Annotated in this window: 23 protein-coding genes; 13 read left to right on the top strand and 10 right to left on the bottom strand. The window is 62.3% G+C overall.

All coding sequences use genetic code 11. The features are described 5' to 3' along the window. Positions 1-25 precede the first annotated feature (25 nt). Complete coding sequence (locus tag ACP7EW_RS02100) at positions 26-550, top strand: GNAT family N-acetyltransferase (protein WP_426214964.1); 525 nt, start codon at positions 26-28, stop codon at positions 548-550. Here the strand turns inward: ACP7EW_RS02100 and ACP7EW_RS02095 are convergent. Continuing rightward, complete coding sequence (locus tag ACP7EW_RS02095) at positions 497-1,702, bottom strand: MFS transporter (protein WP_426214962.1); 1,206 nt, start codon at positions 1,700-1,702, stop codon at positions 497-499. The two genes, ACP7EW_RS02100 and ACP7EW_RS02095, sit on opposite strands and share 54 nt — an antisense overlap. Before the next feature lie 119 nt (positions 1,703-1,821). Here ACP7EW_RS02095 and ACP7EW_RS02090 point away from each other — a divergent pair, with 119 nt between their 5' ends. Together ACP7EW_RS02090 and ACP7EW_RS02085 are read left to right on the top strand one after the other, a co-directional pair. After that, a complete protein-coding gene (locus ACP7EW_RS02090; protein ID WP_426214960.1) occupies positions 1,822-2,721 on the top strand; it encodes a LysR substrate-binding domain-containing protein in 900 nt (299 codons plus the stop codon). Between the two features lie 89 nt (positions 2,722-2,810). Further along, positions 2,811-3,584: a DUF2242 domain-containing protein gene (locus tag ACP7EW_RS02085; RefSeq protein WP_033903262.1), complete on the top strand. Its 774-nt coding sequence runs from the start codon at positions 2,811-2,813 to the stop codon at positions 3,582-3,584. A 1-nt stretch (position 3,585) separates the two neighbouring features. Here ACP7EW_RS02085 and aceE read toward each other — a convergent pair whose 3' ends face one another. Continuing rightward, on the bottom strand, positions 3,586-6,246 hold the full coding sequence (aceE, locus tag ACP7EW_RS02080; RefSeq protein ID WP_426214958.1) for a pyruvate dehydrogenase (acetyl-transferring), homodimeric type: 2,661 nt from the start codon (positions 6,244-6,246) through the stop codon (positions 3,586-3,588). A 145-nt stretch (positions 6,247-6,391) separates the two neighbouring features. Here aceE and ACP7EW_RS02075 point away from each other — a divergent pair, with 145 nt between their 5' ends. Continuing rightward, positions 6,392-6,862, top strand: a complete 471-nt coding sequence (locus tag ACP7EW_RS02075) for a MarR family winged helix-turn-helix transcriptional regulator (protein WP_426214956.1) — start codon at positions 6,392-6,394, stop codon at positions 6,860-6,862. Between the two features lie 63 nt (positions 6,863-6,925). Here the strand turns inward: ACP7EW_RS02075 and ACP7EW_RS02070 are convergent, their stop codons facing one another. The 3 genes from ACP7EW_RS02070 to ACP7EW_RS02060 form a co-directional block, all read right to left on the bottom strand. Then, positions 6,926-7,930: a transketolase-like TK C-terminal-containing protein gene (locus ACP7EW_RS02070; protein WP_426214954.1), complete on the bottom strand. Its 1,005-nt coding sequence runs from the start codon at positions 7,928-7,930 to the stop codon at positions 6,926-6,928. A gap of 333 nt (positions 7,931-8,263) precedes the next feature. Further along, entirely contained in the window at positions 8,264-9,292 is a 1,029-nt protein-coding gene (locus tag ACP7EW_RS02065) for an AraC family transcriptional regulator (RefSeq protein WP_033903258.1), read from the bottom strand. Further along, positions 9,289-10,419, bottom strand: a complete 1,131-nt coding sequence (locus ACP7EW_RS02060) for a carbon-nitrogen hydrolase family protein (protein ID WP_061448965.1) — start codon at positions 10,417-10,419, stop codon at positions 9,289-9,291. Before ACP7EW_RS02060 ends, ACP7EW_RS02065 begins: the two co-directional genes overlap by 4 nt. 211 nt (positions 10,420-10,630) lie before the next feature. On the opposite strand from ACP7EW_RS02060, the gene ACP7EW_RS02055 reads away from it, so the two are divergent. Beyond that, the gene (locus tag ACP7EW_RS02055) at positions 10,631-12,670 is read left to right on the top strand and encodes an FAD-dependent oxidoreductase (protein ID WP_426214951.1); all 2,040 of its coding nucleotides are present in this window, start codon (positions 10,631-10,633) and stop codon (positions 12,668-12,670) included. Between the two features lie 57 nt (positions 12,671-12,727). Beyond that, positions 12,728-13,612, top strand: coding sequence for a 1-aminocyclopropane-1-carboxylate deaminase/D-cysteine desulfhydrase (locus ACP7EW_RS02050; protein ID WP_426214949.1), 885 nt, complete (start codon positions 12,728-12,730; stop codon positions 13,610-13,612). Here the strand turns inward: ACP7EW_RS02050 and ACP7EW_RS02045 are convergent. The 3 genes from ACP7EW_RS02045 to ACP7EW_RS02035 form a co-directional block, all read right to left on the bottom strand. Then, a complete protein-coding gene (locus ACP7EW_RS02045; RefSeq protein ID WP_016976132.1) occupies positions 13,602-14,159 on the bottom strand; it encodes a cytochrome b in 558 nt (185 codons plus the stop codon). The two genes, ACP7EW_RS02050 and ACP7EW_RS02045, sit on opposite strands and share 11 nt — an antisense overlap. 114 nt (positions 14,160-14,273) lie before the next feature. Further along, entirely contained in the window at positions 14,274-15,101 is an 828-nt protein-coding gene (gene phnX / locus ACP7EW_RS02040; protein ID WP_426214947.1) for a phosphonoacetaldehyde hydrolase, read from the bottom strand. Further along, the gene (locus ACP7EW_RS02035) at positions 15,098-16,219 is read right to left on the bottom strand and encodes a 2-aminoethylphosphonate--pyruvate transaminase (RefSeq protein WP_426214946.1); all 1,122 of its coding nucleotides are present in this window, start codon (positions 16,217-16,219) and stop codon (positions 15,098-15,100) included. Before ACP7EW_RS02035 ends, phnX begins: the two co-directional genes overlap by 4 nt. Before the next feature lie 110 nt (positions 16,220-16,329). Between ACP7EW_RS02035 and ACP7EW_RS02030 the strand changes: the two genes are divergently transcribed. Both ACP7EW_RS02030 and ACP7EW_RS02025 read left to right on the top strand, forming a co-directional pair. Beyond that, complete coding sequence (locus tag ACP7EW_RS02030; protein WP_033903251.1) at positions 16,330-17,187, top strand: LysR substrate-binding domain-containing protein; 858 nt, start codon at positions 16,330-16,332, stop codon at positions 17,185-17,187. A gap of 99 nt (positions 17,188-17,286) precedes the next feature. Then, positions 17,287-17,994, top strand: coding sequence for a YebC/PmpR family DNA-binding transcriptional regulator (locus ACP7EW_RS02025; RefSeq protein WP_016976136.1), 708 nt, complete (start codon positions 17,287-17,289; stop codon positions 17,992-17,994). A gap of 122 nt (positions 17,995-18,116) precedes the next feature. On the opposite strand, the gene ACP7EW_RS02020 is transcribed toward ACP7EW_RS02025, so the two are convergent. Together ACP7EW_RS02020 and zapE are read right to left on the bottom strand one after the other, a co-directional pair. Beyond that, entirely contained in the window at positions 18,117-19,418 is a 1,302-nt protein-coding gene (locus tag ACP7EW_RS02020) for a protein kinase (protein WP_426214945.1), read from the bottom strand. Positions 19,419-19,457: 39 nt separating this feature from the next. Beyond that, positions 19,458-20,552 carry a cell division protein ZapE gene (zapE, locus tag ACP7EW_RS02015; RefSeq protein ID WP_426214944.1) on the bottom strand — a complete coding sequence of 365 codons (1,095 nt, stop codon included), beginning with the start codon at positions 20,550-20,552 and terminating at the stop codon, positions 19,458-19,460. 215 nt (positions 20,553-20,767) lie between these two features. Between zapE and ACP7EW_RS02010 the strand changes: the two genes are divergently transcribed. From ACP7EW_RS02010 to ACP7EW_RS01990, 5 genes are read left to right on the top strand one after another with little or no spacing between them, the layout of a single operon-like run. Continuing rightward, positions 20,768-21,265, top strand: a complete 498-nt coding sequence (locus ACP7EW_RS02010) for a Csu type fimbrial protein (RefSeq protein ID WP_426216361.1) — start codon at positions 20,768-20,770, stop codon at positions 21,263-21,265. Next, positions 21,259-21,801: a Csu type fimbrial protein gene (locus tag ACP7EW_RS02005; protein ID WP_038844070.1), complete on the top strand. Its 543-nt coding sequence runs from the start codon at positions 21,259-21,261 to the stop codon at positions 21,799-21,801. Before ACP7EW_RS02010 ends, ACP7EW_RS02005 begins: the two co-directional genes overlap by 7 nt. Positions 21,802-21,819: 18 nt before the next feature. Then, positions 21,820-22,362 carry a Csu type fimbrial protein gene (locus ACP7EW_RS02000; protein ID WP_025999725.1) on the top strand — a complete coding sequence of 181 codons (543 nt, stop codon included), beginning with the start codon at positions 21,820-21,822 and terminating at the stop codon, positions 22,360-22,362. A gap of 2 nt (positions 22,363-22,364) precedes the next feature. Then, the gene (locus ACP7EW_RS01995) at positions 22,365-22,853 is read left to right on the top strand and encodes a Csu type fimbrial protein (protein ID WP_426214943.1); all 489 of its coding nucleotides are present in this window, start codon (positions 22,365-22,367) and stop codon (positions 22,851-22,853) included. Positions 22,854-22,878: 25 nt separating this feature from the next. Further along, positions 22,879-23,667: a fimbrial biogenesis chaperone gene (locus tag ACP7EW_RS01990; protein WP_426214942.1), complete on the top strand. Its 789-nt coding sequence runs from the start codon at positions 22,879-22,881 to the stop codon at positions 23,665-23,667. Positions 23,668-23,767: the final 100 nt, after the last annotated feature.

Genomic DNA, 23,767 nt, shown 5'->3' with positions numbered 1-23,767 from the left:
TAACGCCAGCCAGGGAGTTTCAAGCGTGTCCATTCAAGGAGCAGAGGCGTGGGAGATCCGTCGCGCGAGTGCAGCGGATGTCCCGGCAGTGTTGCAGGTGTTTGATGGTGTGATCGCCTGGTTCGTGAGTAGGGGCAATACCGCTCAATGGGGCACTGAGCCCTGGTCGGTACTGCCACGGCGAGTCGAGCAAGTCACGCAGGCTTGCGTGTTGCCGGGTGCTTGGGTGGTCGAGGCGCCAGACGGGCTTATTCTGGCAGCACTGGTGCTGGGCGAGCCGATGCCTTACGTGCCGGCAGCCTGCGAGCCGGAAGTCTATGTGCGACTGCTGATCGCCGCGCGTGACGTGCGTGCCCGTGGGCTGGGTCGACGGCTGTTGGCCTTCGCCGACGACCAAGCCCGTGCTGCTGGAGCGAGGCGCCTGCGAGTGGACTGCTATGCCGGTGGCACCGGGGAGCTTGTGCGGTTTTATGAAACGTGCGGGTATCAGCGTCTATCAACGTTCGAGCTGGAAGGATGGCCGGGCCAGTTGTTGGGACGCAACCTGTGAGGCCCCGATCAGCGCCAGTAGCATCAGTAGCACAATCGCCCACGGAAACGCGGCAACGCCCCAGCCCTGAAGCAATACACCGCCCGCCAGCCCACCGCCTGCTATTCCGAGGTTCCACACGGTCACCAGCATCGACTGGGCGGCGTCCGCCGACTCACCCGCTGATTTGGCTAGCGCTGTTTGCAGCAATGCAGGCAGCCCGCCGAACGCCAGGCCCCACAACGCGACGGCGAGATAGATGACCGCGGGCACGTTCATCCAGAAGGCCATTGCCAAGGCAATCACGCCAAACAGTGCGCAACTGATCAGCAGCAGTGCGCGCAGCCAACGATCAATCAGCACGCCGGCCAGCCAGATGCTCAACAAAGCGGCGAGGCCGAACACCAACAGCACTCGGTCGATATCCGCAGCAATGCCGGCTGGCACCAGCAGCGGAGCGATATAGGTGTACAGAACGTTGTGGGCCAACACGTAGGTCAAGGTCACCCACAGCACCGGACGAATCCCCGGCAAGGCCAGCACTTGATGCAGGCCCAGGCGTTTTCCAGCCGGTTCGCCAGCGAAATCCGGCAGTTGCCAACGCGCCCATACCAAGAGCACCAATGTCAGCCCGGTCATGATCGCAAAGCTCAGCCGCCAGCCGACCACGGCGCCCAGAAAGGTGCCGGCGGGCACGCCCAGTGACAGCGCCAACGGTGCCCCAAGCATGGCCACCGCAATCGCGCGGCCTTGCAGATGAGGTGCCACCATCCGGCTGGCATAACCCGCCAGAAGTGCCCACAGCAGCCCGGCAAACACGCCGGCGAAGAAGCGTGCGACGAGGGTCAGCCCGTAGTGGCTGGAAAGGGCGGTCACGCTGTTGACCAAAGCAAAGCCGCCAATCGCGATAAGCAGCAGAGGGCGGCGTCGCCAGCCTCGGGTCAACAGCGTCAGGGGGATGGCCGCCAGCAGTGATCCGAGGGCGTACAGCGTGACCAATTGGCCAACCAGTGCGGGTGACACGTCCAAGCCTTCGCCCATTTGTGGCAAGAGACCGGCGGGCATGGCTTCGGTGAGGATGGTGATAAAACCGGCACTGGCCAAGGCCAGCAAACCACCCAATGGCAGCGTGTCCCGCTGGACTTTCATGGGGGAATCGGTAAGGGAGGTCATCGTGCTCTATCCATGCAAAAGGGCAAGCAGGCAGGGTAGGGGGCTGTGGTCGGCGGAAAAACAGGCTAAGGTTCCGAACTTATCGGACTTCAACGTCCGCAATCATTAAGGACTTTTTTATGGACAGCCTGGGCAGCCTTTCCGTTTTCGTGCAGGTGGCGGAGACCCGCAGCTTCACCGCCGCCGGGCGTGTGCTGGGTGTATCGTCTTCAGCCATCGGCAAAAGCATCGCGCGGATGGAAGAGCGCCTGGGCGTGCGGTTGTTTCACCGCAGCACGCGCAGCATCACCTTGACCGGCGAAGGTGCGCTGTTCCTTGAGCGCTCGCGGCGCATCCTGGCTGAGGTCGAGGCCGCCGAACGGGAGCTGACCGAAGCCAGCGCCACACCGCGCGGTAAGTTGCGCATCAGCGTGCCGCAAGTGCGTGGCCTGTTGATGCCGGTGATCAGCGACTTCATGCGCGCCTACCCGGACATCGAACTGGATGTGGATTTTTCCGACCGCATGGTGGATGTGATCGAGGAAGGGTTCGACGCGGTGATTCGCACCGGCAAGCCAGAAGATTCGCGCTTGATGGCCCGCCACCTGGGGCATTACCAACTGGTGCTGGTGGGAACACCAGGGTATTTTCGCCAGCACGGCACACCGCAGCAGCCGCAGCAGTTGAGCGAGCATGCCTGCCTGCGCCACAAGTTTTGCGCGACCGGCAAACTGGAGCACTGGCCGCTGCGACTTGTTCCCGGCACCTCGGATCCCGTTTTGCGTGCCCCGCTGGTAAGCACCACGATTGAATCCCTCAACCATGTGGTGCACGAAGGCCTGGGTATCGCCTGTCTGCCGGACTACATGGTCAATCAGGCGGTGAACGAAGGACGTCTGCAGCGGGTGCTGGATGATTATCTGGAGCACCGGGGGAGCTTCTGGATGTTATGGCCATCAAGTCGCCATGCCTCGGCCAAACTGCGCGTGTTTATTGATCATATGGGTGCCGGGCTGTTTCCTACGGGCGGCGTCGCGTAAGGCTGTGACGTTTTACCGACAGGAATGCGCGCGCCAAGGCAGCGTTCTGTTGCACAATACCGCCCGGACCGTTTTCCTCAGGATTTTCAATGTCGACATCATTTCACTTGCGTAGCCTCGGGCTGGCGCTGGTGCTGGCGGGCGCCGCGGGCTGCTCGTCACCCAAGACCGCCATTTATGAACATGAGAATTTCGACGACTCCGGTACGTTTTCCCGGGATTACCCGGTCACTGACGTTGCAGCGTGCGAAGCCGCGCGGCGTGCCTTGCTGAGCCAGGGCTACATCATCACCAGCAGCGATCCGAAACTGGTGGTGGGCAACAAGAGCTTCCAGCAGACCGGCGAGACCCATCTGCAGATCAGCTTCAACGTGGTGTGTGCCGATGATGGCAAAGGCACCAACCATTCGACGATGTTTGCCAACGCCCTTCAGGATCGCTATGCGCTGAAGAAGGTCAACAACTCCGCAAGCCTGGGGGTGGGCGTGCTGGGTTCGGTGTCGATGCCGATCGGCTCCACCGATGACTCGATGGTGAAGGTGGCCAGCGAGACGGTGTCCGCGCCGAAGTTCTACGAGCGTTACTTTGCGCTGGTGGACGTGTTCCTCCCGCAAGAGGTGAAGAAGGCCGAGAACATTCCCGAGAAACCCAAGGCTGAACTCGGCGTGCCGGAACCTAAAGCCGCACCCGCCGCCGAGAAGGTCGAGCCTGCGAAGGAAGAACCCGCTGTTTCACAGCCGGTAGCGCCACCCGTCGAAGCTGCGCCGATTGCGCCGCAAGCCGAGCCTGCACCGGCCACCAGCAACCCGGACCTGCCACCGCCGACGGAGGCGATTCCGCCCCTGCCGACGCCTGCGCAGTAAATCAGACTGCTACGGGGTTCGTTTTGTCGACGTTGATCCCGTAGCGGCTGATGGCTTCACTGACTTTTTCACGCGCGATCACGCCGTCGTCCGCCAATGCCTTCAAGGCGGCCAGTACGATGAAGTGCCGGTCCACTTCGAAGAGAGTGCGTAGGTTTTCGCGGGTGTCCGATTGCCCGAAGCCGTCGGTGCCCAGCGCCACAAAACGTCGACCGGGTACGAAGGGGCGGATCTGATCGGCGAACAGCTTTACATAGTCCGTCGCCACCACCACCGGCCCCGTGTGCCCGACCAGGCATTGCTCCACGTAACTCACCCTTGGCTCGTACTCTGGGTGCAGCAGGTTCCAGCGCTCGGCCTCATGCCCGTCACGGCGCAATTCGGTGAGGCTGGTCACGCTCCACACATCGCTGCGTACGCCGAAGTCTTTCTCCAGCAGTTCAGCCGCCGCCATGACCTCCCGCATGATTGAGCCGCTGCCCATCAGTTGGACTTGCGCCTGCTTGCTGGCACCCAGCCTATACATACCCTTGAGAATTCCATCTTCCACGCCATCAGGCATCGCCGGGTGCGGGTAGTTTTCGTTGAGCAGGGTGATGTAGTAGTAAATGTCCTCTTGTTCGACATACATCCGCCGCATGCCTTCGCGAATGATCACCGCCAGCTCGTAGGCAAACGTCGGGTCGTAGGATACACAGCACGGAATCACCGACGACAGGATATGGCTGTGCCCATCGTCGTGCTGCAAGCCTTCGCCCATCAGCGTGGTGCGGCCGGCCGTGGCCCCTAACAGGAAACCGCGCGCCCGCGCATCGCCGGCTGCCCAGGCGAGGTCTCCGACCCGCTGGAACCCGAACATCGAATAGAAGATATAGAACGGCACCGTCATCAGGCCGTGGTTGCTGTAGGACGTACTCGCTGCGATCCAAGAGGAAATGGCGCCGGATTCATTCAGGCCTTCCTGCATGATCTGTCCGTCCTTGCTTTCCTTGTAGTAGCTCAGTTGTCCTGCGTCCTGTGGGGTATAGAGCTGGCCGACGGCGGAATGGATACCGATCTGACGGAACAGGCTCTCCATGCCGAAGGTGCGCGATTCATCCGGCACGATGGGCACGATCAGCTTGCCCAGGTGCGGGTCTTTGAGCAGGGTGCCGAGGATGCGCACAAAGGCCATGGTGGTGGAGATCGCGCGCTCGCCCGTGTCTTTGAGCTGGGTGGCGAACGCGCTCAATTCAGGGATTTGCAACGACTCGACCGCACTGTGCCGCGCCGGTACATAACCGCCGAGCGCCTGGCGACGTGCAACGAAGTAGCGGGCTTCTTCGCTGTCGGCGGCGGGTTTGATGTAAGGGATGTCGGCGAGTTGGTCGTCGGCCACTTCCAGGGCGAAGCGGTCGCGGAAGGCTCTTACAGCGTCGACGCCCATTTTCTTGAGTTGGTGGTTGATGTTCTGGCCTTCGCCGGCTTCGCCCATGCCAAAACCCTTGACGGTCTTCGCCAGGATCACGGTAGGTCTACCAGTGTGGCGCACGGCAGCGGCATAGGCGTTGTAGACCTTGTCCGGGTCATGTCCGCCCCGTGAGAGTTTCCAGATATCGTCGTCAGACATGTCCGCAACCAACGCCAGCAGCTCCGGATATTTGCCGAAGAAATGTTCGCGAACGTAGGCGCCGTTCTGTGATTTGTAGTTCTGATAGTCGCCGTCCACGCATTCCATCATGCGTTGGCGCAGCAGGCCGCTCTGGTCTTTTTCCAGCAGCGCGTCCCAGCCACCGCCCCAGATCACTTTGATCACGTTCCAGCCGGCGGCGCGGTACAGGCTTTCGAATTCCTGGATCACCTTGGCATTGCCGCGCACCGGGCCGTCCAGGCGTTGCAGGTTGCAGTTGACCACAAAGATCAGGTTATCGAGTTTCTCACGCCCGGCCAGGGAAATTGCGGCCAGGGATTCCGGCTGGTCCATTTCGCCATCGCCGAGGAAGGCCCAGACCTTGCGGCCCTGATGTTGCTTGAGGCCACGCAATTCCAGATAACGCATAAAGCGCGCCTGGTAAGCGGCAGTGATCGGGCCGAGTCCCATGGACACGGTGGGGAACTGCCAGAAGTCAGGCATCAGCCGTGGGTGCGGATAGGATGAAATGCCCTCGCCACCGGCCTCACGTCGAAAGTTGTCGAGTTGTGCTTCGCTGATGCGGCCCTCCAGGTAGGCGCGGCCGTAGATGCCAGGGGAGGAGTGGCCCTGGATGTACACCAGGTCGCCATCAAAGGTATCGGTACGCCCACGGAAAAAGTGGTCGAAGCCTACGTCATACAGCACGGCCGCTGACGCATAGGTTGCGATGTGCCCACCCACACCTGAGTGCTTGCCTGCTCGCAGCACCATTGCCATGGCGTTCCAGCGGATAAACGCGTTGGTGCGACGCTCAATGGCCAAGTTTCCAGGATAGGGCAGTTGGCGGTCCAACGGGATGGTATTGACGTAGGGCGTGGTGACCCGCCCGTAGAAGTCGCCATGCCGCGCCACATCGAAATCCAGCAACTGATCGATCAGGTAGTGGGCGCGCGGGCGACCTTCGGTGGACAGCACCGATTCGATGGACTCCAGCCACTCGCGGGTTTCCTGTGGATCGTCGTCGCGTCTGACTGCGTTGTTCGGGGTCATGTGAGGCTCCAGGGTAGGCGGGTTTCAAGTGGCGGGCTCCTTATGGGAGTGCCGACAAAGTAATTGCAATTGCAACTACATGGTCGAATCTAGCGCGGGATGAGCTACTATTGCAACCTTCTTGAAATCTCCCGGATGGTGTTGGATGTCGTCGAAAGAACCGGATGTATGGTTCCGTTTTGTCAGGGCCCACAGGACGGTCATCCGTGAAATCGAGCGGCGCCTGGCCGAGGCGGACCTGCCGCCGTATGCTTGGTATGACGCGCTGTGGGGCCTGGAAAGCGGCCCCGACGGCACCCGCCGTATGCACGAACTGGCTGATGTGCTGGCCATTGAGCGCTATAACCTCACGCGCCTGGTTGATCGTCTGGAAAAGGACGAACTGGTCGTGCGCTCGCGCTCCGATGGCGACGGTCGCGCGGCGTTTGCCTCGATCACCGACGCCGGCCGGGTGTTGCGTAAAAAGATGTGGAAGATCTACGAAAGCACGGTGGATGAGCTGTTTCTGTCGCAGATCGAGCCGGAGCAGCGCCAGGGATTTGCGGATGCATTGGAGCGCACGGCAGGGCTGGCGATGGAGGCCGGGGGGCAGACCCGCAGCCGGCGCAAAACTTGAAACTCAGTGCAGATCCAATGTGGGAGCGGGCAAGCCGGCTCCCACAGTTTGCGGCGTTCCAGTTCATTGGAGTGAGTACCGGGCCATCGCTGTTTCCACCTGCTGAAGAGCAATACGCCCCTCATCCGCCAATGCCCGCAGCGCCATGACCACGATCCAATACCGACTCGGTGCCGCCGCTTGCACTGACCCCGCTCCCAGCGGCACAAACTGCGCATCCACATACCCCGCTAACTGATCGACAATCGCCTGCGGATACCCAGTGACAGCAATCACCGGCGCTGCATTTGTGGCCAGGCATTCACGTAAATGGCAACTGCGCTTGGGCGCTGTAGGGTGCAGCCGATTCCAGCGTTCAGCTACTGCAGCCTCGCGCGCCAGTCGTGTGTAACTGGGGCAGCTCCAGACCTGCGCAGTGATGTCCCAGTCCTGCTTCAATAATCGTGCGGCGTGCAGCACGTCTTCCAGTGCGCTGCCCGCACCGAGCAAACGTACGTCGCCCGTGTGGTCACGCGTGATGGGGTACATGCCCTTGAGCGCGTCCTGGCGATCCTGCGTGCTCAGCACCGCTACGCTTTGCTGATCATGCAACGCGAGGTAATAAAACCCCGGCTCACCCTCGACATACAAGGTGTGCAAGCCTGCCAGTACAATCGTCCGGGCTTCCTCGCCGGAAGCAGGGTCGTAGGGTGTGCAACGTGGATGGGTGGCGAGCCACAGTGGCAGGGAAGGTTGTGTACCTTTGGGCCAGGCGGAAGGCTGGTTTTCAGTGTCGTTGCACAGGATGCCGCGCTGTTGTGTGGCGTCCGACAACGCACTCAACTGCGCCGACGAATGCGCGCTGTGCAGGTAGAGCAAGGGTTTTTCGGCGGTATTGCGTGCAAACCAACTGGGCCAGTTACCCACACGCCGGGAGTGTGACTGGCCGCGAATCACCCAGGCTTGCCGGCTGGATTCCAGGGTGTTGGCCATGCTCATTACGGTATACAGCGGTGAGCTGTGGACGGTGGCGGTGGTGTTCAGTGCGTCGATACAGAGTTGCGCGGCGTGTGCAGTAGTGGCGGACATGGGGAGGGTTACCTGGCGACGAATGCCATTACCCTAAAGGAAATTTGTATTTGATTGCAATTGCAATCATTGCAATGGTTTCTCATGGCCCAGGTGCTAAATCCCGGTAACGCTGCTACGTTCAATCCTTAGGTGCAGGAACGTCATAACGCCGACATTTTTTCGTCATGACGGCACTTTAGGCTGGTAATGCAGGTCATTTACCTGAAGCCACTCTTAACTCAAGAAGGAGTCCACCATGGACGATTACCAGGAAGAACTGCTGGAGTACCACGCGATTGAGTTGGACCCGCTGGAACCGGCTGACGACGCTACAGAGCTGTAATACCGACTTCAGGCGGAATGCCGCTGACTGCGGCGAAATTCCCCTGGGGTCTGGTTGTTCCATCGCCTGAAGGCCCGTTGAAACGCCTGGGCCGAGGCAAAACCGAGCAAGTAGGCGATCTCGCCGAACGCCAGTTCCGTATCGCGGATGTAGGTCATGGCCAGGTCGCGGCGGGTGTCATTGAGAATCGCGCGGAACTGAGTGCCTTCGTCGGCCAGTTTGCGGCGCAGTGTCCAGGTGGGCAGCTTCAAGCGTGCCGCCACTTCTTCCAGGTCGGGTTCCCGGCCGCCATTGAGCATGGGTCCGAGCAAGCGGGTAATGCGCTCGCGCAGGCTGCGGGTGCGGGTCAATTGCTCCAACTCTCTCTCACAAAGTTGTAACAACAGGTTCCAGGTGCTGGGGCAATGCTGTGGGTTGCGCAGGGCCAACGTCTGCTGGTTGAGGCGCAGTTGGTTGGCCTCGGCACCGAAGTGGATGTCTCCCAGCACGCTGTACTGATCGCTGTATTCCGGTGCCTCGAACTCGATGTCGATACGCTGCGCCTGCACCGGTTGCTGGGCCAGGCTCGACAGTTGATGCAGCCAGCCGGCGATGATCGAGTCCACCACAAAGCGGTTGTAGGCGTTGTAGGGGCTGATGGAGTAGAACCGCAACCAGGCGCCTTCGGCATCTTCGGCAAAGCTCGACTGCCCGCGATAATTGGAGCCGTACAGCGCTTCAAAGCGAGTCAATGCGCGCGCCGCCTCGCGTACGTTGGGCGCTTGCGCGGCAGTGACGCCCGCCAGCCCGGCCTGGCTCAAACGGCTGAGCTGGCCCATGCGCAGGCCCAGGCCCGCGTCGCCGGTCAGTTGGATGGCGGCATGGCCCAGGCGCATATAGCGCGGGATCGACAACCGTGCACCCGCTTCGGCGAGGCGCGCCGGGTCGAGGCCGTATTGCAGCAGCAGCGGTTGCGGGTCCAGGCCGTGGCTGTGAATGGCATCGGCCAGGGTGTGCACGAAGCCCACCGACAGATCACCCAGCCGTACGGGCTTCACAGCCAGATATTCAACAGGCGCGCGCCACGGGCTTCGCCATCGGCGTTGACTTGCCCGTTGCTGCTGAGAAAACTGTGCCCGGCCGTGCCCAGGTCCCAGAACTGGCCCCGCAGGAACACACTCATGCCGGCGCTGGCCTGGCTGACCGGTGGCTGGCTGATCAGGGTCAGGCGACGCCAGGCTTCGCCCTCACTGAGTTCTTCGGGCTTGAGGCTGATTTCGGTCGGCGTGGACACGCTTTTGAAGCCGCGCCAAGGGCGGTCCCAGGTATCGCGGCCCAGCACAAAGGCCGGCACGGCGATCAACTGGGCGCCTCGTTCGTTGAGTTTGCGGTAGTTGTCCGGGTACCAGCTGTCGCTGCCCACCAGTACGCCCAAGCGGCCGGCCGGAGTGTCGACCACACTGACGACGTTTTCATCACCCGGCTCGATAAAGCCGCGCTCGTCATAGATCGGGTAGAGCTGGCGCTGCGGATCGCCGATCGGCAAGCCATCGGCGGCAAACACCACACTGGCGTTGTACAAGGCGCCATGGCCGACGCGCAGTTGGCCCTGGCTGACACTCGGGTTGGGCAGGGTGATGGAGCCGGCCACCAAGGTGACACCGAACTCCTTGGCCAGGCCACCGAACAGGACTTGATAGTCCCGCGCCATGCCGTCGGCTTTCATGCGCAGGTAGGCGTCGTCGGTGCGGTTGTCACCGGTGGCGCTGATCCAGGCGCGGGCGAACAGCAACGGGTTGCTCACCGACAGCCAGTTCATCGCATCCTTGACGTGGAGAGCCTGATACACCTCGTTCTTTTCGCCCGTGAGCATCAGCCAGGTGCCGATGTGTTCCGGTAGCACGACGATGGTCTTGTCGTTGATCAGCCCCTGGTCGCGGGCTTTTTGCAGGTAGGCCGCGAGCTTCAAGTGCAGGCGTTCCAGGCTCTGGTAGTCGGCGGGGAACAGCTCCGGCTGGATGCCCAGCAGGTTGCCTCGGTCGGCCGGCAGGCCTTCGTTGACGGCGAGGGTGATGCGCAGGTCCGACAGGTAATGCGCCACGGGGCGCTCCTGGGTCCAGACCAGATACGCGGCGACGGCGGCAACCAGGGCCATGGTGACGGTAAAAGCGAGAAGTTTACGCATGGGGCAACAGACAACAGACCGTGTGTAGGGTTCGCGACTAGGGTAGGGCCCATGAGCGGGCTTGCCAAGGGGCGCTGTGCATTTGGATCAATAACTTGTCAGTTTCAGTCATTGAGCCGTCGTCCACTGCCTCTTAGTCTGTGGGACATAAACCGATGGCAGGCCATTCGAGCCTGCCACGTCCCGTGATGATCCGTTGTGGAGCTTGACCATGACCGCTGCTGCCTACCCGCACCTGCTGGCCCCGTTGGACCTGGGTTTTACCACCTTGCGCAACCGCACCCTGATGGGCTCGATGCACACCGGCCTGGAAGAAAAACCCGGCGGTTTCGAGCGCATGGCAGCCTACTTTGCCGAGCGCGCCCGAGGCGGCGTGGGCTTGATGGTAACCGGCGGCATCGGCCCGAATGACGAGGGTGGTGTTTACGCTGGCGCGGCCAAGCTGACCACCGACGAAGAAGCGCAGAAACACAAGATCGTGACCCAGGCCGTGCACGAGGCGGGCGGCAAGATCTGCATGCAGATCCTCCACGCCGGCCGCTATGCCTACAGCCCCAAGCAGGTCGCCCCGAGCGCGATCCAGGCGCCGATCAACCCGTTCAAGCCCAAGGAGCTGGACGAAGAGGGCATCGAAAAGCAGATCCAGGATTTCGTCACCTGCTCGCTGCTGGCCCAGGTGGCTGAGTACGACGGCGTGGAAATCATGGGTTCCGAAGGTTATTTCATTAACCAATTCCTCGCGGCTCACACCAACCACCGTACCGACCGTTGGGGTGGCAGCTACGAAAACCGTATGCGCCTGGCCGTGGAAATCGTGCGCCGTGTGCGTGAGGCCGTGGGCCCGAACTTCATCATTATCTTCCGCCTGTCGATGCTCGACCTGGTGGAAGGCGGCAGCACTTGGGAAGAAATCGTGCAGTTGGCCAAGGCGATCGAAGGTGCTGGCGCGACGATCATCAACACCGGGATCGGCTGGCACGAAGCACGCATTCCGACCATCGCCACCAAGGTGCCCCGTGGCGCGTTCAGCAAAGTCACCGCCAAGCTGCGCGGTGCGGTGCAGATTCCGCTGATCACCACCAACCGCATCAACACGCCGGAAATCGCCGAGCAGATTCTGGCAGAGGGCGACGCCGACATGGTCTCCATGGCGCGGCCGTTCCTGGCTGACCCAGACTTCGTCAACAAGGCTGCCGACGGGCGTGCCGATGAGATCAACACGTGCATTGGCTGCAACCAGGCCTGCCTGGACCACACCTTCGGCGGCAAGTTGACCACCTGCCTGGTCAACCCACGGGCGTGCTACGAGACTGAACTCAATTACCTGCCCGTCAAACAGATCAAGAAGATCGCTGTGGTGGGTGCTGGTCCTGCGGGCCTGGCGGCTGCCACGGTGGCGGCAGAGCGCGGTCATCAAGTGACCCTGTTCGATTCCGCCAGCGAAATCGGCGGCCAGTTCAACATCGCCAAGCGTGTGCCGGGCAAGGAAGAGTTTTTCGAAACCCTGCGCTACTTCAAGCGCAAATTGCAGACCACCCACGTCGAACTGTGCCTTGACACCCGCGTCGATGTGGCGCAACTCACGGCAGGTGGTTATGACGAGATCATCCTCGCCACCGGCATTGCGCCGCGTACCCCGGCGATTCCAGGCATCGACAATGCCAAGGTGCTGAGCTACCTGGACGTGATCCTGGAGCGCAAGCCGGTGGGCAAGCGCGTCGCGGTGATCGGTGCGGGCGGTATCGGGTTCGACGTCTCGGCATTCCTTGTGCACCAGGGCGTGTCCACCAGCCTGGACCGCGAAGCGTTCTGGAAGGAATGGGGCATCGACACCCAGCTGCAAGCCCGGGGCGGCGTGGCGGGGATCAAGGCCCAGGTGCATGCGCCGGCGCGTGAAGTGTTCCTGCTGCAGCGCAAGACCTCCAAGGTCGGCGACGGCCTGGGCAAGACCACCGGTTGGATCCACCGCACCGGTTTGAAGAACAAACAGGTGCAGATGCTCAACAGCGTCGAATACCTGAAGATCGACGATGAGGGCTTGCACATCCGCATTGGCGCCGAGGGCGAACCCCAGGTGCTGGCGGTGGACAACATCGTCATCTGCGCCGGCCAGGACCCGCTGCGCGAATTGCAGGACGGCCTGGTCGCGGCCGGTCAGAATGTGCACCTGATCGGCGGTGCCGACGTGGCGGCCGAGCTGGACGCCAAGCGCGCCATCAACCAGGGCTCGCGCCTCGCTGCGGAGCTGTAAGACCCGAAGCGGGGCGGTGTTAGACTACCGCCCCGTTTTTCATGCAGGTCCCGCCTGATGGGTCCCTTCGATTGGCTGCCCCACGCACCGCTTGAACCTTTGCGCCTGGATTGGCTGGGAGGTGTCGAGCTGGCCGTGTTGCGCCTGGACCGCATCGACCCGCTCATCAGCGGCAACAAGTGGTTCAAGCTCACCGGGCACTTGGCGCGGGCGCAAAACGCTCGCGGCGTCATCAGCCTCGGCGGTGCCTACTCCAACCATTTGCATGCGCTGGCGGCGGCGGGCAAACGCTTCGGTTTTCCCACGGTTGGCCTGCTGCGCGGGCATCCTCAAGACACTCCCACAATCCAAGACCTGGAAGCCTTCGGCATGCAGCTGCATTGGCTGGGGTATGGCGGCTATCGTGCGCGGCATGAGCCGGGCTTTTGGCAACCTTGGCGCGAGCAATATCCCGATCTCCATCCCGTGCCCGAAGGCGGTGGCGGGCTTGCCGGTGCGATTGGCTGTGGTGTGCTGGTCGAGCAGGTTCGCGCGCAGTTGCCCACGCTGGGCTGGGCGGATTACGACGCGTGGTGGTTGGCGGCGGGTACGGGGACGACCTTGGCCGGTTTGGTGCTGGCGGAAGCGGGCGCACACCCGGTGTATGGCGCCATGGCGGTGCCGGATGATCACGGCGTGGCACAGAACGTCGACGCCCTTGTGCAGGGCGGCTATGAACTGCTGGACGCCAGCCGAGGTGGCTTCGCCAACGTCGACCCGGTACTGCTCGACTTCATCGACGCCACGCAACAAGCCTGCGGCTTGCCCTTGGAGCCGCTCTACACCGGCAAGGCCTTACTCGCATTGAAGCAACAGATCGAGGCCGGGCGCTTCACCCCCGGTACTCGCCTGATCTTCGTCCACACCGGCGGCCTTCAGGGCAACCGGGGCTTCACGGGTTAGCGCGCTTGCCTGGCATCATGCGTAACGCCGTGTTGTCCCGCAGGATGTAGTGGTGGGCAATCCCCGCCAGCGCATGCAGCCCGATCAGCCAATAACCGACCTTGCCGAACCACACATGCCAGCCTTCGATCTCCTTGGCCAGTGCCTTGTTCTCGCCAATCAACGGCGGCAATTCCATGCCGTAGAACATCACCGAATGCCCCTCGGCACTGACGATCAGCCAACCGGCAATCGGCATGCCGATCATCAACGCGTAGAGCGCGACGTGCATCAGGGTCGCCAACAGGCTCTGCCATTGCGGCGGTGCCGGTACGATCTTCGGCGCCACGCCCAGGCTGCGTGCGAACAACCGCAACCACACCAGCACAAACACCGTGAGTCCGAACATAAAGTGCATCTCGACGATCAACGTCCGCGCACCGCTGCCTTTGGGAAACTGGCCGCGTAATTCAATGCAGGCGTAGACCACCGCCAGCAGCACCACCATCAACCAGTGCAACGCGATCGACATGGTGCTGTAACGTGTATCGGAGTTTTTCCACGGCATCGCTGGTTTCCTCACTCATCAGGGCAAACCTCCATTCTTTGGTGATGGAGTCCTTTAACTGTATGCCGGTTTTGAGCGGTTTGCCTGGCGTAAATGCCGTGGTTTTGACCTCGGTCAGTAGCTCTGCGGCATTTCCCCACGGGCCAGCCGTGCGTTGATGTCGCTGATGACCGCAGGCAGGTCATTGAGGGTGTCGATCAGGTAGTGCGGGCGCGAGCCTTCGAACATCGCCTCGATGCGTTGGCGCTCGCTGGCCAGGGTCGCGGCGTCCAAGCTGCGGAACTGTTCGTAGGTCAGGCCCAGCGCATTGCCGGAGCAGGTCAGGGCCACGGTCCACATGCCGGCGCGACGACCTTCGAGGATACCCGGCACGGTGTCGTCGACCTTCACGCACGCCGCCACATCATCGATACCCAGCGCGATCACGTTGGCCAGGGCCTGGGCCGGCCATGGGCGACCGTTGGGCACTTCGTCGGTGGCGACCACGTGGTCGGCGATGTAGCCGTTGGTGGCAGCCAGGGCGACGACTTTATCCATGACTTGCTTGGGGTAGCCGGAGCAGGAACCGATCTTGATGCCTTGCACACGCAGCCGGGCAATGGTGTCGAGGGCGCCGGGGATCAGCGCCGAGTGTTCGGCGATCTTCTCGATCTGCAACGGCATGAAGCGCTGGTAGATGGCGGTAACGTCGTCATCGGTTGGCGTGCGGCCGAACGCCTTGCGGTAGCGTTCGGCAACCTGTGGTTGGTCGCAAAGGGTGCGGATGTGGTCCCACTTGCCCATGCCCATCGGGCCACGGGCTTCTTCGATGGAAACTTGCACGTCGAACTCGGCAAAGGCCTCGACAAAGATCTGCGTGGGAGCGAAAGAGCCGAAGTCGACCACGGTGCCGGCCCAGTCGAGGATCACCGCTTGCAGGGTGTTGGGGTTCTGATAGTTCATGCGTGTGCTCCGGAAGAAGAAAGGGTGATGCCCATGGCGTGCAGTACGTCGGCGATGGCGGTGACGGCGGCGTGCATGTCGGCTGCATCCACATGCCCGATGCAGCCCACGCGGAAGGTTTCCACTTGGGTCAACTTGCCCGGATACAGGATGAAGCCCTTGGCCTTGACCCGTTCGTAGAAGTCCTTGAACTGGTAGCGCGGGTCGTGTGGGGCGTGGAAGGTGACGATGATCGGCGCCTGGATTTGCGCCGGCAGGAAGCTGCGCAGGCCCAATTCGGCCATGCCGTCGAGCAGTGCCTGGCAGTTGCGTGCATAGCGTTGATGGCGGGCGGGCAAGCCGCCTTCCTCGGCGTATTGCAGCAGCGCTTCGTGCAGGGCCGCCACCACATGGGTTGGCGGGGTGAAGCGCCATTGGCCGGTCTTGGTCATGTAGGCGTGCTGGTCGAACAGGTCCATCGCCAGGGAGTGGCAGTTGCCTTGGGCTGCAGCCAGTGCCTGTTTATCGGTGAAGACAAAACCCATTCCCGGCACGCCTTCCAGGCATTTGCCTGACGCGGCGATCAGCGCATCGAACGGCACGTCGCGAGCATCGATCGGCAGCGCACCAAAGGAACTCATGGCATCGATGATCAGGCGCTTGCCGTGGGTTTTCACGACCTGGGCGATCTCGGCCAGGGGGTTGAGGATGCCGGTGCTGGTTTCGCAATGGATCAGCGCGACGTGGGTAATGGCCTTGTCGGCTTGCAGCAGGCGGTCCACATCGGCAGCGGTGGTGGGTTGGTCCTCGGCGGTTTCAAAGGTGCTGAACTCGCGGCCCAACACTTCACAGATTTTCGCCAGTCGCTTGCCGTAGGCGCCGTTGATCAACACCAACACCTTGCCATTGCGCGGCACCAGGGTGCCGATGGCGGCTTCGACGGCGAAGGTGCCGCTGCCTTGCAACGGCACGCAGTGGTGGCTGGCCGCGCCGTTGATGATTGCCAGCAACTGCTCGCAGACGCTGGCGGTGAGCTGGTTGAAGCGGTCGTCCCATGAACCCCAATCCACCATCATGGCCTGGCGGGTGCGGGCGGAGGTGGTCAGCGGGCCGGGCGTGAGCAGGATGGGCGTCGTCATTATTAGTCCTCGCGAAGCATCGGATGAATCTACGGCGCCTAAATTGCAGTTTGGCTTGTCATCAATCAAATTGTTTGTTGTTATGCGAGCTATCAGTGAGGCCGATAGCTATGAACCTGTTTCAATTGCGTGCGTTCGATGCCGTGGCCCGCGAGGGCAGTTTTACCCGTGCGGCGGCGCGGCTGTTCATCAGCCAGCCGGCGGTGACCGGGCATATCAAGGCGCTGGAAGAGCACTACCAGATCCCGTTGCTGCGTCGCACCGCCAGGCGCGTGGAATTGACGGAGGAGGGCGCGCGGCTGGCGGCGATCACCCGGGCCATTTTCGGCCTGGTGGACGAAGCGCAGACGATGCTGGAGGCCAATCGCCAATTGCTCACCGGGCGCCTGGAAGTCGCGGCCGACGGCCCGCACCTGGTGATGCCGATGATCGCCAGCCTGCGCGCGCGCTACCCCGGCATCACCGTGAACCTGCGCTTGGGCAATGCCCAGGAAACCTTGGCGGCGCTGTTGTCAGAGCATGCGGATGTGGCGGTGCTCACCGAGGTGGAGCCACGCAACGGCCTGCATCTGCAACCCTTGAACGAATCGCGGATTTGCGCGCTGGTGCCGGCCAGTCACCCGTGGGCGGCGCTGCCCGAAGGGATCCGCCTGGAGCAGCTCAACGAGGTGATCATGGTGCTGCGCGAGCCGAGTTCCATCACCCGGCGTACGTTCGATGACGCCTGTGCCGCAACTGGCGTACAGCCCAAGGTGCTGCTGGAACTGGACAGCCGTGAAGCGGTGACCGAAGCCGTCGCCGCTGAATTGGGCGTAGGCGTGGTGTCGTCCATGGAGGTCAGTCCGGACCCGCGCGTGCGTGCGGTGCCGGTCCAGGGCGATGGGCTGGTGAACCGGCACATGCTCGGCTGCATGGAGCGGCGCCGCTCGCTGCGCCTGATTCAGGCGTTTTTCGAGTTGGCGCCCTGACGGTTTTTTGGTGGAACGTTGCGTTTTTGCGCTATAAACTCTGCCCCCAAAGCGCCGGCCAGTAGACGTTTGGGCGCGATGGACAAAAGAGAGTGAGTCATGGGCGCACAGTGGAAAGTCAAACATAAAGAAGCGGCAGCCAATGCCAAGGGCAAGATCTTCGGCAAGCTGGTGAAAGAAATCACCATCGCCGCCCGCAACGGCGCCGACACCTCCACCAACGCCCACCTGCGTCTGGTGGTGGAACAGGCCAAAAAGGCCTCGATGCCCAAGGAAACCCTGGACCGCGCCATCAAGAAAGGCGCCGGTCTGCTCGGCGAAACCGTGCAATACCACCGCGTCACCTACGAAGGCTTCGCGCCGCACCAGGTGCCGCTGATCGTCGAGTGCGTGACCGACAACATCAACCGTACCGTGGCGGAAATCCGCGTGGCCTTCCGCAAGGGCCAACTGGGCGCTTCCGGTTCCGTGGCCTGGGACTTCAACCACGTCGGCCTGATCGAAGCCTCGCCGGACAGCCCGGACGCCGATCCGGAAATGGCCGCCATCGAAGCCGGTGCCCAGGATTTCGAAGAGGGTGAAGAAGAAGGCACTACCCTGTTCATCACCGAGACCACCGACCTCGACGCCGTACAAAAAGCCTTGCCGGAGCAGGGTTTCACCGTGCTGTCGGCCAAGCTGGGCTACCTCTCGAAAAACCCGGTGAGCGGTTTGAGCGATGAGCAGATGGCCGAGGTTGAAGCCTTCCTCGAAGGCTTGGACAACCATGATGACGTGCAGGATATGTTTGTCGGCTTGGCAGGCTGATTTTTAGCAGGATACATGTGATCTGAATGTGGGAGCGGGCTTGCTCGCGAATGCGGTGTATCAGTCAATCAATATGTTGACTGACTCTGCGCATTCGCGAGCAAGCCCGCTCCCACATTGGTTTAGTGGTGTTGTATAGAACCCAGCATGGTTTCGATTTCCTCGAACCCCGGCCGCGCCAGTACCTCTGGCTGGCAGCAGTTTTTTTCCAGCCTAACCAGCTCGTCACTGACCTGTTCATCAACCCGCTCCAACAACTCCCCCAGCAAAATCCCAAACGCCCGCACTTCAATCCGCTGCAACGCCCTGGTTTCCAGGCTATCCGTCGTGGCATGGAACGACGCCGCGCCGAAATCTCCCAGCAAACAGTCGCCGGCTGCATTCCACAGGATATTGTGGCCATACAGGTCGCCATGGGTGATGCCGTGCCGGTGCAGGTGCGCGGCGACCGACGCGATATCTCGCGCCATGCGCAGTGCCACTTCCAGGCTGAAGCGCGTATCCGGTTCATAGATGTCGCGGGTGCACGACGCCAGGCTCGGCAGGGCCGCGAGGTTGCGGTAGCTCGGGTCGATCAGGTCCATGACCAGTGCAGCCTGCTCATCCGGGTGGCCGACCACGCGGCCCTGTACCTTGATCAGGTTGGGGTGCAGCCCGGCGGCGATGCAGGCCTGCATTTCATGCAGCGGCGAGCCATCGCTGGTGATGGTGCCTTTATAGAGCTTGACCGCAACGGGCTGGCCTGACGGTTTCCACAGGGCCTTGCGAATAATGCCGGAAGCGCCTTCGCCGAGGACTTCGGCCAGTTCCAGTTCGGACCAGGGAATATTCGGCGTGGCGTCATCGCCGGTTAGGTCCACGGCCATTTCCACGGGGTTGCCGGCATAGGCCAGCCAGGTCAGGCTCGGCAGTGCCAGCAGCCAATCCGGCAACTGGGTGAGGCGGTTGGAGGCGATGCGCAGCAATTCGAGATTGTGGCAGTTGGCCAGACTTGCCGGCAGGTGCGCCAGTTGGTTGCCGGCCAGCATCAGCTTTTGCAGGAGTGGTCGCTTGCCCAGTTCGTCGGGCAACTGGCTGATGCGGTTATCGGTCAGGATCAACCAGCGCAACAACGGCGGCAACGCGGCGGCGGGCACATGACTGATCTGGTTGGCCTTGAAGCCGATCATGCTCAGCTTGGCGCATTGGCCAAGGCTTGCCGGCAACTCGGTGAACCGGTTGTCCGAGCAGAACAGCACGCGCAGGTGGGGCAGGCGGTGCAAGTCGTCGGGCAGTTGGCTCAGGGCGTTACCGCTGAGGTTGAGGATTTCCAGGGAGTCGGCCAGTTCGAAGATTTCCCGAGGGAATTCAGTCAGCCTGCAGGACAGGTCCAGGCGGGTGATACCGGCCAATTGGCCGGCCTTGAGTTGGGCGAGGGTATGCATGAACGGCGCGGTCACTCGGCTAGAAGGCGTAAATGACGCTCATGATACCGGTTCGCGCGCGGGTTGCGGGTCAGCCTGTTGCAATTGTCCCAGACGGCTGGCGGTGCGGGCGAGGTCGATAGCCTCGCCGCCCAGGGCAATCGCGAGGGGCTGCTCGCCGATCAGGATCAGGTGCTTGTCGCGGTCATAAAGCACATCCACCAGGTTGATGAAGCGTTGCTGCACGGCGATCGGGCAGTCCGCCAGTTGCGGCAGGCCGTCGATGATCCAGTGGTCGTAGTCCTGGCACAGCAGCAGGTAGTCCATGACTGCGGTCAATTGCTCGCAAAGATCGCTGAAGGTGAACGCGATGGAGCGGCCTGCGTGGCGGCGGCAGATCAAGGTCCGGTTGCCGACGGCCAGGGGCTGCGGCGGGCAGTCGGCAGCGGGAAGACTTAAGGCTTCGCGCTGGTGCGCAGTCCCCGGCCAAACGTACTGACCGCTGGTAAAGCGTTGTGCGCTCTGGGCCTGGGGCAGGCTGCGAAAATCCTGGGGCGAACTGACTTCCAGCACCTCCATGCGTGCATCGATCAGGTCGATCACCGGTTTGAAGCGCTCATGGTACAGCGGGTTGGGCAGCAGTCCCTGCGGTGCATAGTTGGACGTTACCAGCACCAGCACACCGCGCTCGAACAGGGCCTTGAACAGGCGCGTGATCAGCATCGCGTCGCCGATGTCGTGGACGTGAAACTCGTCAAAACACAGCACTCGGCAATCCGTCAGCAGTTCATCGAGGGTCACGGCCAGCGCATCGTCCTGCTGACGATGCGTGAACATGCCGCGATGCAGTTGGGCGAAAAAGTCATGAAAGTGCACGCGCTGCTTCTCGGCGATTGGCAACGCCTGGAAGAACCCGTCCAGCAACCAGCTTTTGCCGCGTCCCACCGGCCCGTGCAGGTACAGGCTACGGGTGGGCTGGCCGGCGAGCAGGAGGCGGGTTTCTCGGGCCAGGGCAGCGATGGCTCGGGTTTGCCCGGCGCTGAGGGTATACCCCTGTTGCTCGGCTTTTTGCTGGAAGAACGCGGGGATGGGCGAGGCGTCGAGGGCGTCGGTTTTCTTACCGAGCAGGCGACGGATCAGGGAAAACGCGGCCAATGCAAGTCACTCTGTGTTTCGGTGGTTGCCCACTTTAGGGCGACGGCTGCGTTTTGACCAATAGAGAAGGGCGCTGCATGCCATCTCGAAAAGGCATGTCACGGTTGTAAACCTGCCCAGACTGGCAGTTTCTCGCTGAGTGACTAACCTCCTACACAGCAGTCACCCCTGTACAAGGATTTGGGGCAGTGAAGGGACGAGCAGTATTGGCAGTCATGGGCGCGATGCTCTGCAGCACGGCTTTCGGTGCACAACTCCAGGTGGAGGTGCGTATCGACGTGCAGCGGGGCTGCCAGTTGGTGGGCACCACCCGCAGCGCTGGCATCGAGCAACTTGGCATATTGGATTTCGGCAGCGGCGCGCGTCTGGACGACCCGGCCGGGCCCCTGAGTGCGGCACTGATCAGCCAGCGCCAGCCGCGCCTGGAGTGCAACCCCGACACGCCGTATCAGGTGCGTGTGGATGGCGGCCTGCACGGCGGCACCGGTGAAGTGCGTTACCTCAGCGCTACCCCTTTGATCAAACCCATTCCCTATCGTATTTATGCCGACGCCGCACGGAGCGTGCCGTTGCCGGTGGATGTGCCGATCAGTGGTCGCGTGCCGGACGCGGGCTTCGTTGATCTGCCGCTGTATGGCCGCATCGAGCCGCTCAAGGACATCCCAGCCGTCGGCCGCTACACCGACCTGCTCAAGGTCACGGTCACATGGTAAGCCGCTATCTGGCCGTTGTGGCCATGGGCGGCCTGCTGGTGCTGGCGGATGACGCGCAGGCGGCTGTCGCGACCGGGTTTATCCAGGCGCGGCTGGTGATCACTGCCAGTTGCGAAGTGAGCAAAGGCGTCGAGAGCGCGCCGGTCAACCCCACGGGCGGTACGGCGATGCTCGACTTCGGCAGCCAGGGCCCGACCTGGAACAACACGCTGGGCGCAGGCGTCACCGATGGCGAAAAAGCGCCGTTGGCGGTGTCGTGCAACCCGTCCGTCTCGAGCTTTACCGTGACTATCGACGGCGGCACCAATGGCGATGGCACCACGCGGCGCCTGAGCAATGGGCGTCAGATGATTCCGTATCGGCTGTCCGCCGATCCCCAGGGCCGCAGCACCTACAGCATCGGCCAGCAACGCAATTTTGTCGTGGCCAAGGGCACCCAGATACCGATCCCGGTGTTTGGCTCCGTGGTGGCAAATACCAGTGCCTTACCGGCAGGGATCTACACCGACACGTTGACGGTGACACTGGACTGGTAACTCAAGAGGATGAACACCATGCATGTACTTGTTTCGCGATTAGGCGCTTGTGCGCTGGGGCTGGCGATGGCTTCCAACCTCAACGCGGCAACCACGGTCACCGGGCAGATCACCTCCAGCCTGATATTGATCGCCAGTTGCCAGGTCAACGGTTCCGGCGCGGCGACCGGGCTGAACTTCGGTAGCTTGAACTTCGGCACCACCAACAGCCTGTTCACCAACGCCGATGCCCAGTTGCTCGGTGGCACCGGCACTGGCGGGGCGCTGTCGATCCTGTGTTCCAGCGGCACCACGCCAGCGGTCAAGGTGCGCGCGGGTGCCCATGACGGTGCGTCTCCGGGTGGCAGCCGTGCATTGGCCGACGGTGCGGGCAACTTCGTGCCCTACGACTTCTATACCGACAGCGGTCATTCCGCGCTGCTGGCAATCGACGGCGTGATCACCCTCGCCACCAGTACCGGCGTGGCGCAGACCGTCAACCTCTACGGTCGGGCGGTGGGCAAGGCGGGGCTGCCAGCCGGCACCTACACCGACACCGTGGCCGTGGAACTGACGTTCTAGCGATGTGGCTCAGAGCGTTGCTGGCCTGTGCGCTGGCGGTGCCGCTGCCGTTGTCGGCGGTGACCAGCCAGAGCTTCCAGGTGAGCGCGACCATCACACCGGGTTGCCTGATTGTGGGCGGGGGCTCCAATTACGGCGCGTTGACCTACGGCAGTTACTCGGCCCTGGCCACCAGTACGGTCACGGCGGCGTTGACCGGGGGTGTCACCTTGCAATGCACGCCGGGGGTGACATTGAGCATGAGCGTCGACGGCGGCCTGCACAGCAGCACCGGACGCAATCTGCAGCTCAACAGCGGCAGCGCGCGGGTGGCTTACCAGTTGTTTCGGGATGCGACGTTCAGCCAGAGCCTGGGGATCGGCCAGAGCGTCAATGTGGCGTACAGCGATGCGAACAACATCAGCCTGCCGATCTACGGGCGGGTGCAATTGCCGGGCAATCAGCCTGGGGGGACATACAGCGACACGCTGCAGGTGCAGCTGACGTGGTAAGGCAATCGGTATAAGGAGTGGGGTTATGCGTTCACCTTCCCGGCGGCTGTGGGCCGCGGGTATTGCCTTGAGTGCGGTGTGCACGGCGGGGTTCGTACAGGCAGCCAGTTCTGTGCTGATCTGGCCCATCGACCCGGTGCTGGAGGCCGATCAACAGGCCAGTGCGCTATGGCTGGAAAACCGTGGGAGCGAAACTGCGAGCCTGCAGATTCGTGTGTTTGCGTGGAGCCAGAGCGGCTTCGACGAGCAATACCAGAACCAGCGCGATGTGATCGGCAGCCCGCCGGTGGCGCGAATCGAGCCGGGGCAAAAACAACTGGTACGCCTGACTCGCACCCGCGAAGTGCCACCAGGGCAAGAGTTGGCCTACCGCATCATCATCGATGAAATCCCTTCGCCCTTGCAGGTGCCGACGCCGCCAGAGGGCAAGAACACTGCAGCGGCGATTCGCTTCCAGATGCGCTACTCGGTGCCGCTGTTCGCGTATGGCGCGGGCCTGTGGAGCAAGGACGACAGTACGCGCCAGCGCGACCCCAACGGCGCCGGCAAGCCGGACTTGAGCTGGCACAAGGTCACGGTGGCAGGGCGCAACTATATCGAGGTGCGTAACCAGGGCGCCGTGCATGCGCGCCTTACCGATGCTTCATTCAAGCAGGGCGGGCAGACCAAACCCCTGGTCGATGGCTTATTGGGCTACGTGTTGCCGGGCGCGACCATGCGCTGGCCGGTGCCGGATGCGCTGTCGGCTGATCAGCCCCTGCAGGTCAGGATCAACGGGGCGCAACAGTTGGAGAGCCTCGCGCCGAAGCGGTAACCGAGTGTAGCGGGGCGGGACGCTCCGGGTTTTAAACGGATGGAGATGTCCATTGAAGGACACAACGCCATGTGTGAGTCGTGGTCGGACTCGTCGTCTA

Source organism: Pseudomonas sp. DWRC2-2 (assembly GCF_049897885.1).
GTDB classification, from domain to species: domain Bacteria; phylum Pseudomonadota; class Gammaproteobacteria; order Pseudomonadales; family Pseudomonadaceae; genus Aquipseudomonas; species Aquipseudomonas azotoformans_A.
This window is presented reverse-complemented; position numbering and strand designations above follow the sequence as displayed.

What these genes read in the sequence shown, in the direction of transcription:
- ACP7EW_RS02095 (WP_426214962.1), bottom strand. Translation starts at nt 1,702, where the DNA reads ATGACCTCCCTTACCGATTCCCCCATGAAAGTCCAGCGGGACACGCTG.
- ACP7EW_RS02090 (WP_426214960.1), top strand. Translation starts at nt 1,822, where the DNA reads ATGGACAGCCTGGGCAGCCTTTCCGTTTTCGTGCAGGTGGCGGAGACC.
- ACP7EW_RS02085 (WP_033903262.1), top strand. Translation starts at nt 2,811, where the DNA reads ATGTCGACATCATTTCACTTGCGTAGCCTCGGGCTGGCGCTGGTGCTG.
- aceE (WP_426214958.1), bottom strand. Translation starts at nt 6,246, where the DNA reads ATGACCCCGAACAACGCAGTCAGACGCGACGACGATCCACAGGAAACC.
- ACP7EW_RS02075 (WP_426214956.1), top strand. Translation starts at nt 6,392, where the DNA reads ATGTCGTCGAAAGAACCGGATGTATGGTTCCGTTTTGTCAGGGCCCAC.
- ACP7EW_RS02070 (WP_426214954.1), bottom strand. Translation starts at nt 7,930, where the DNA reads ATGTCCGCCACTACTGCACACGCCGCGCAACTCTGTATCGACGCACTG.
- ACP7EW_RS02060 (WP_061448965.1), bottom strand. Translation starts at nt 10,419, where the DNA reads ATGCGTAAACTTCTCGCTTTTACCGTCACCATGGCCCTGGTTGCCGCC.
- ACP7EW_RS02055 (WP_426214951.1), top strand. Translation starts at nt 10,631, where the DNA reads ATGACCGCTGCTGCCTACCCGCACCTGCTGGCCCCGTTGGACCTGGGT.
- ACP7EW_RS02050 (WP_426214949.1), top strand. Translation starts at nt 12,728, where the DNA reads ATGGGTCCCTTCGATTGGCTGCCCCACGCACCGCTTGAACCTTTGCGC.
- ACP7EW_RS02045 (WP_016976132.1), bottom strand. Translation starts at nt 14,159, where the DNA reads ATGCCGTGGAAAAACTCCGATACACGTTACAGCACCATGTCGATCGCG.
- phnX (WP_426214947.1), bottom strand. Translation starts at nt 15,101, where the DNA reads ATGAACTATCAGAACCCCAACACCCTGCAAGCGGTGATCCTCGACTGG.
- ACP7EW_RS02035 (WP_426214946.1), bottom strand. Translation starts at nt 16,219, where the DNA reads ATGACGACGCCCATCCTGCTCACGCCCGGCCCGCTGACCACCTCCGCC.
- ACP7EW_RS02030 (WP_033903251.1), top strand. Translation starts at nt 16,330, where the DNA reads ATGAACCTGTTTCAATTGCGTGCGTTCGATGCCGTGGCCCGCGAGGGC.
- ACP7EW_RS02025 (WP_016976136.1), top strand. Translation starts at nt 17,287, where the DNA reads ATGGGCGCACAGTGGAAAGTCAAACATAAAGAAGCGGCAGCCAATGCC.
- ACP7EW_RS02020 (WP_426214945.1), bottom strand. Translation starts at nt 19,418, where the DNA reads ATGCATACCCTCGCCCAACTCAAGGCCGGCCAATTGGCCGGTATCACC.
- ACP7EW_RS02010 (WP_426216361.1), top strand. Translation starts at nt 20,768, where the DNA reads ATGGGCGCGATGCTCTGCAGCACGGCTTTCGGTGCACAACTCCAGGTG.
- ACP7EW_RS02005 (WP_038844070.1), top strand. Translation starts at nt 21,259, where the DNA reads ATGGTAAGCCGCTATCTGGCCGTTGTGGCCATGGGCGGCCTGCTGGTG.
- ACP7EW_RS02000 (WP_025999725.1), top strand. Translation starts at nt 21,820, where the DNA reads ATGCATGTACTTGTTTCGCGATTAGGCGCTTGTGCGCTGGGGCTGGCG.
- ACP7EW_RS01995 (WP_426214943.1), top strand. Translation starts at nt 22,365, where the DNA reads ATGTGGCTCAGAGCGTTGCTGGCCTGTGCGCTGGCGGTGCCGCTGCCG.
- ACP7EW_RS01990 (WP_426214942.1), top strand. Translation starts at nt 22,879, where the DNA reads ATGCGTTCACCTTCCCGGCGGCTGTGGGCCGCGGGTATTGCCTTGAGT.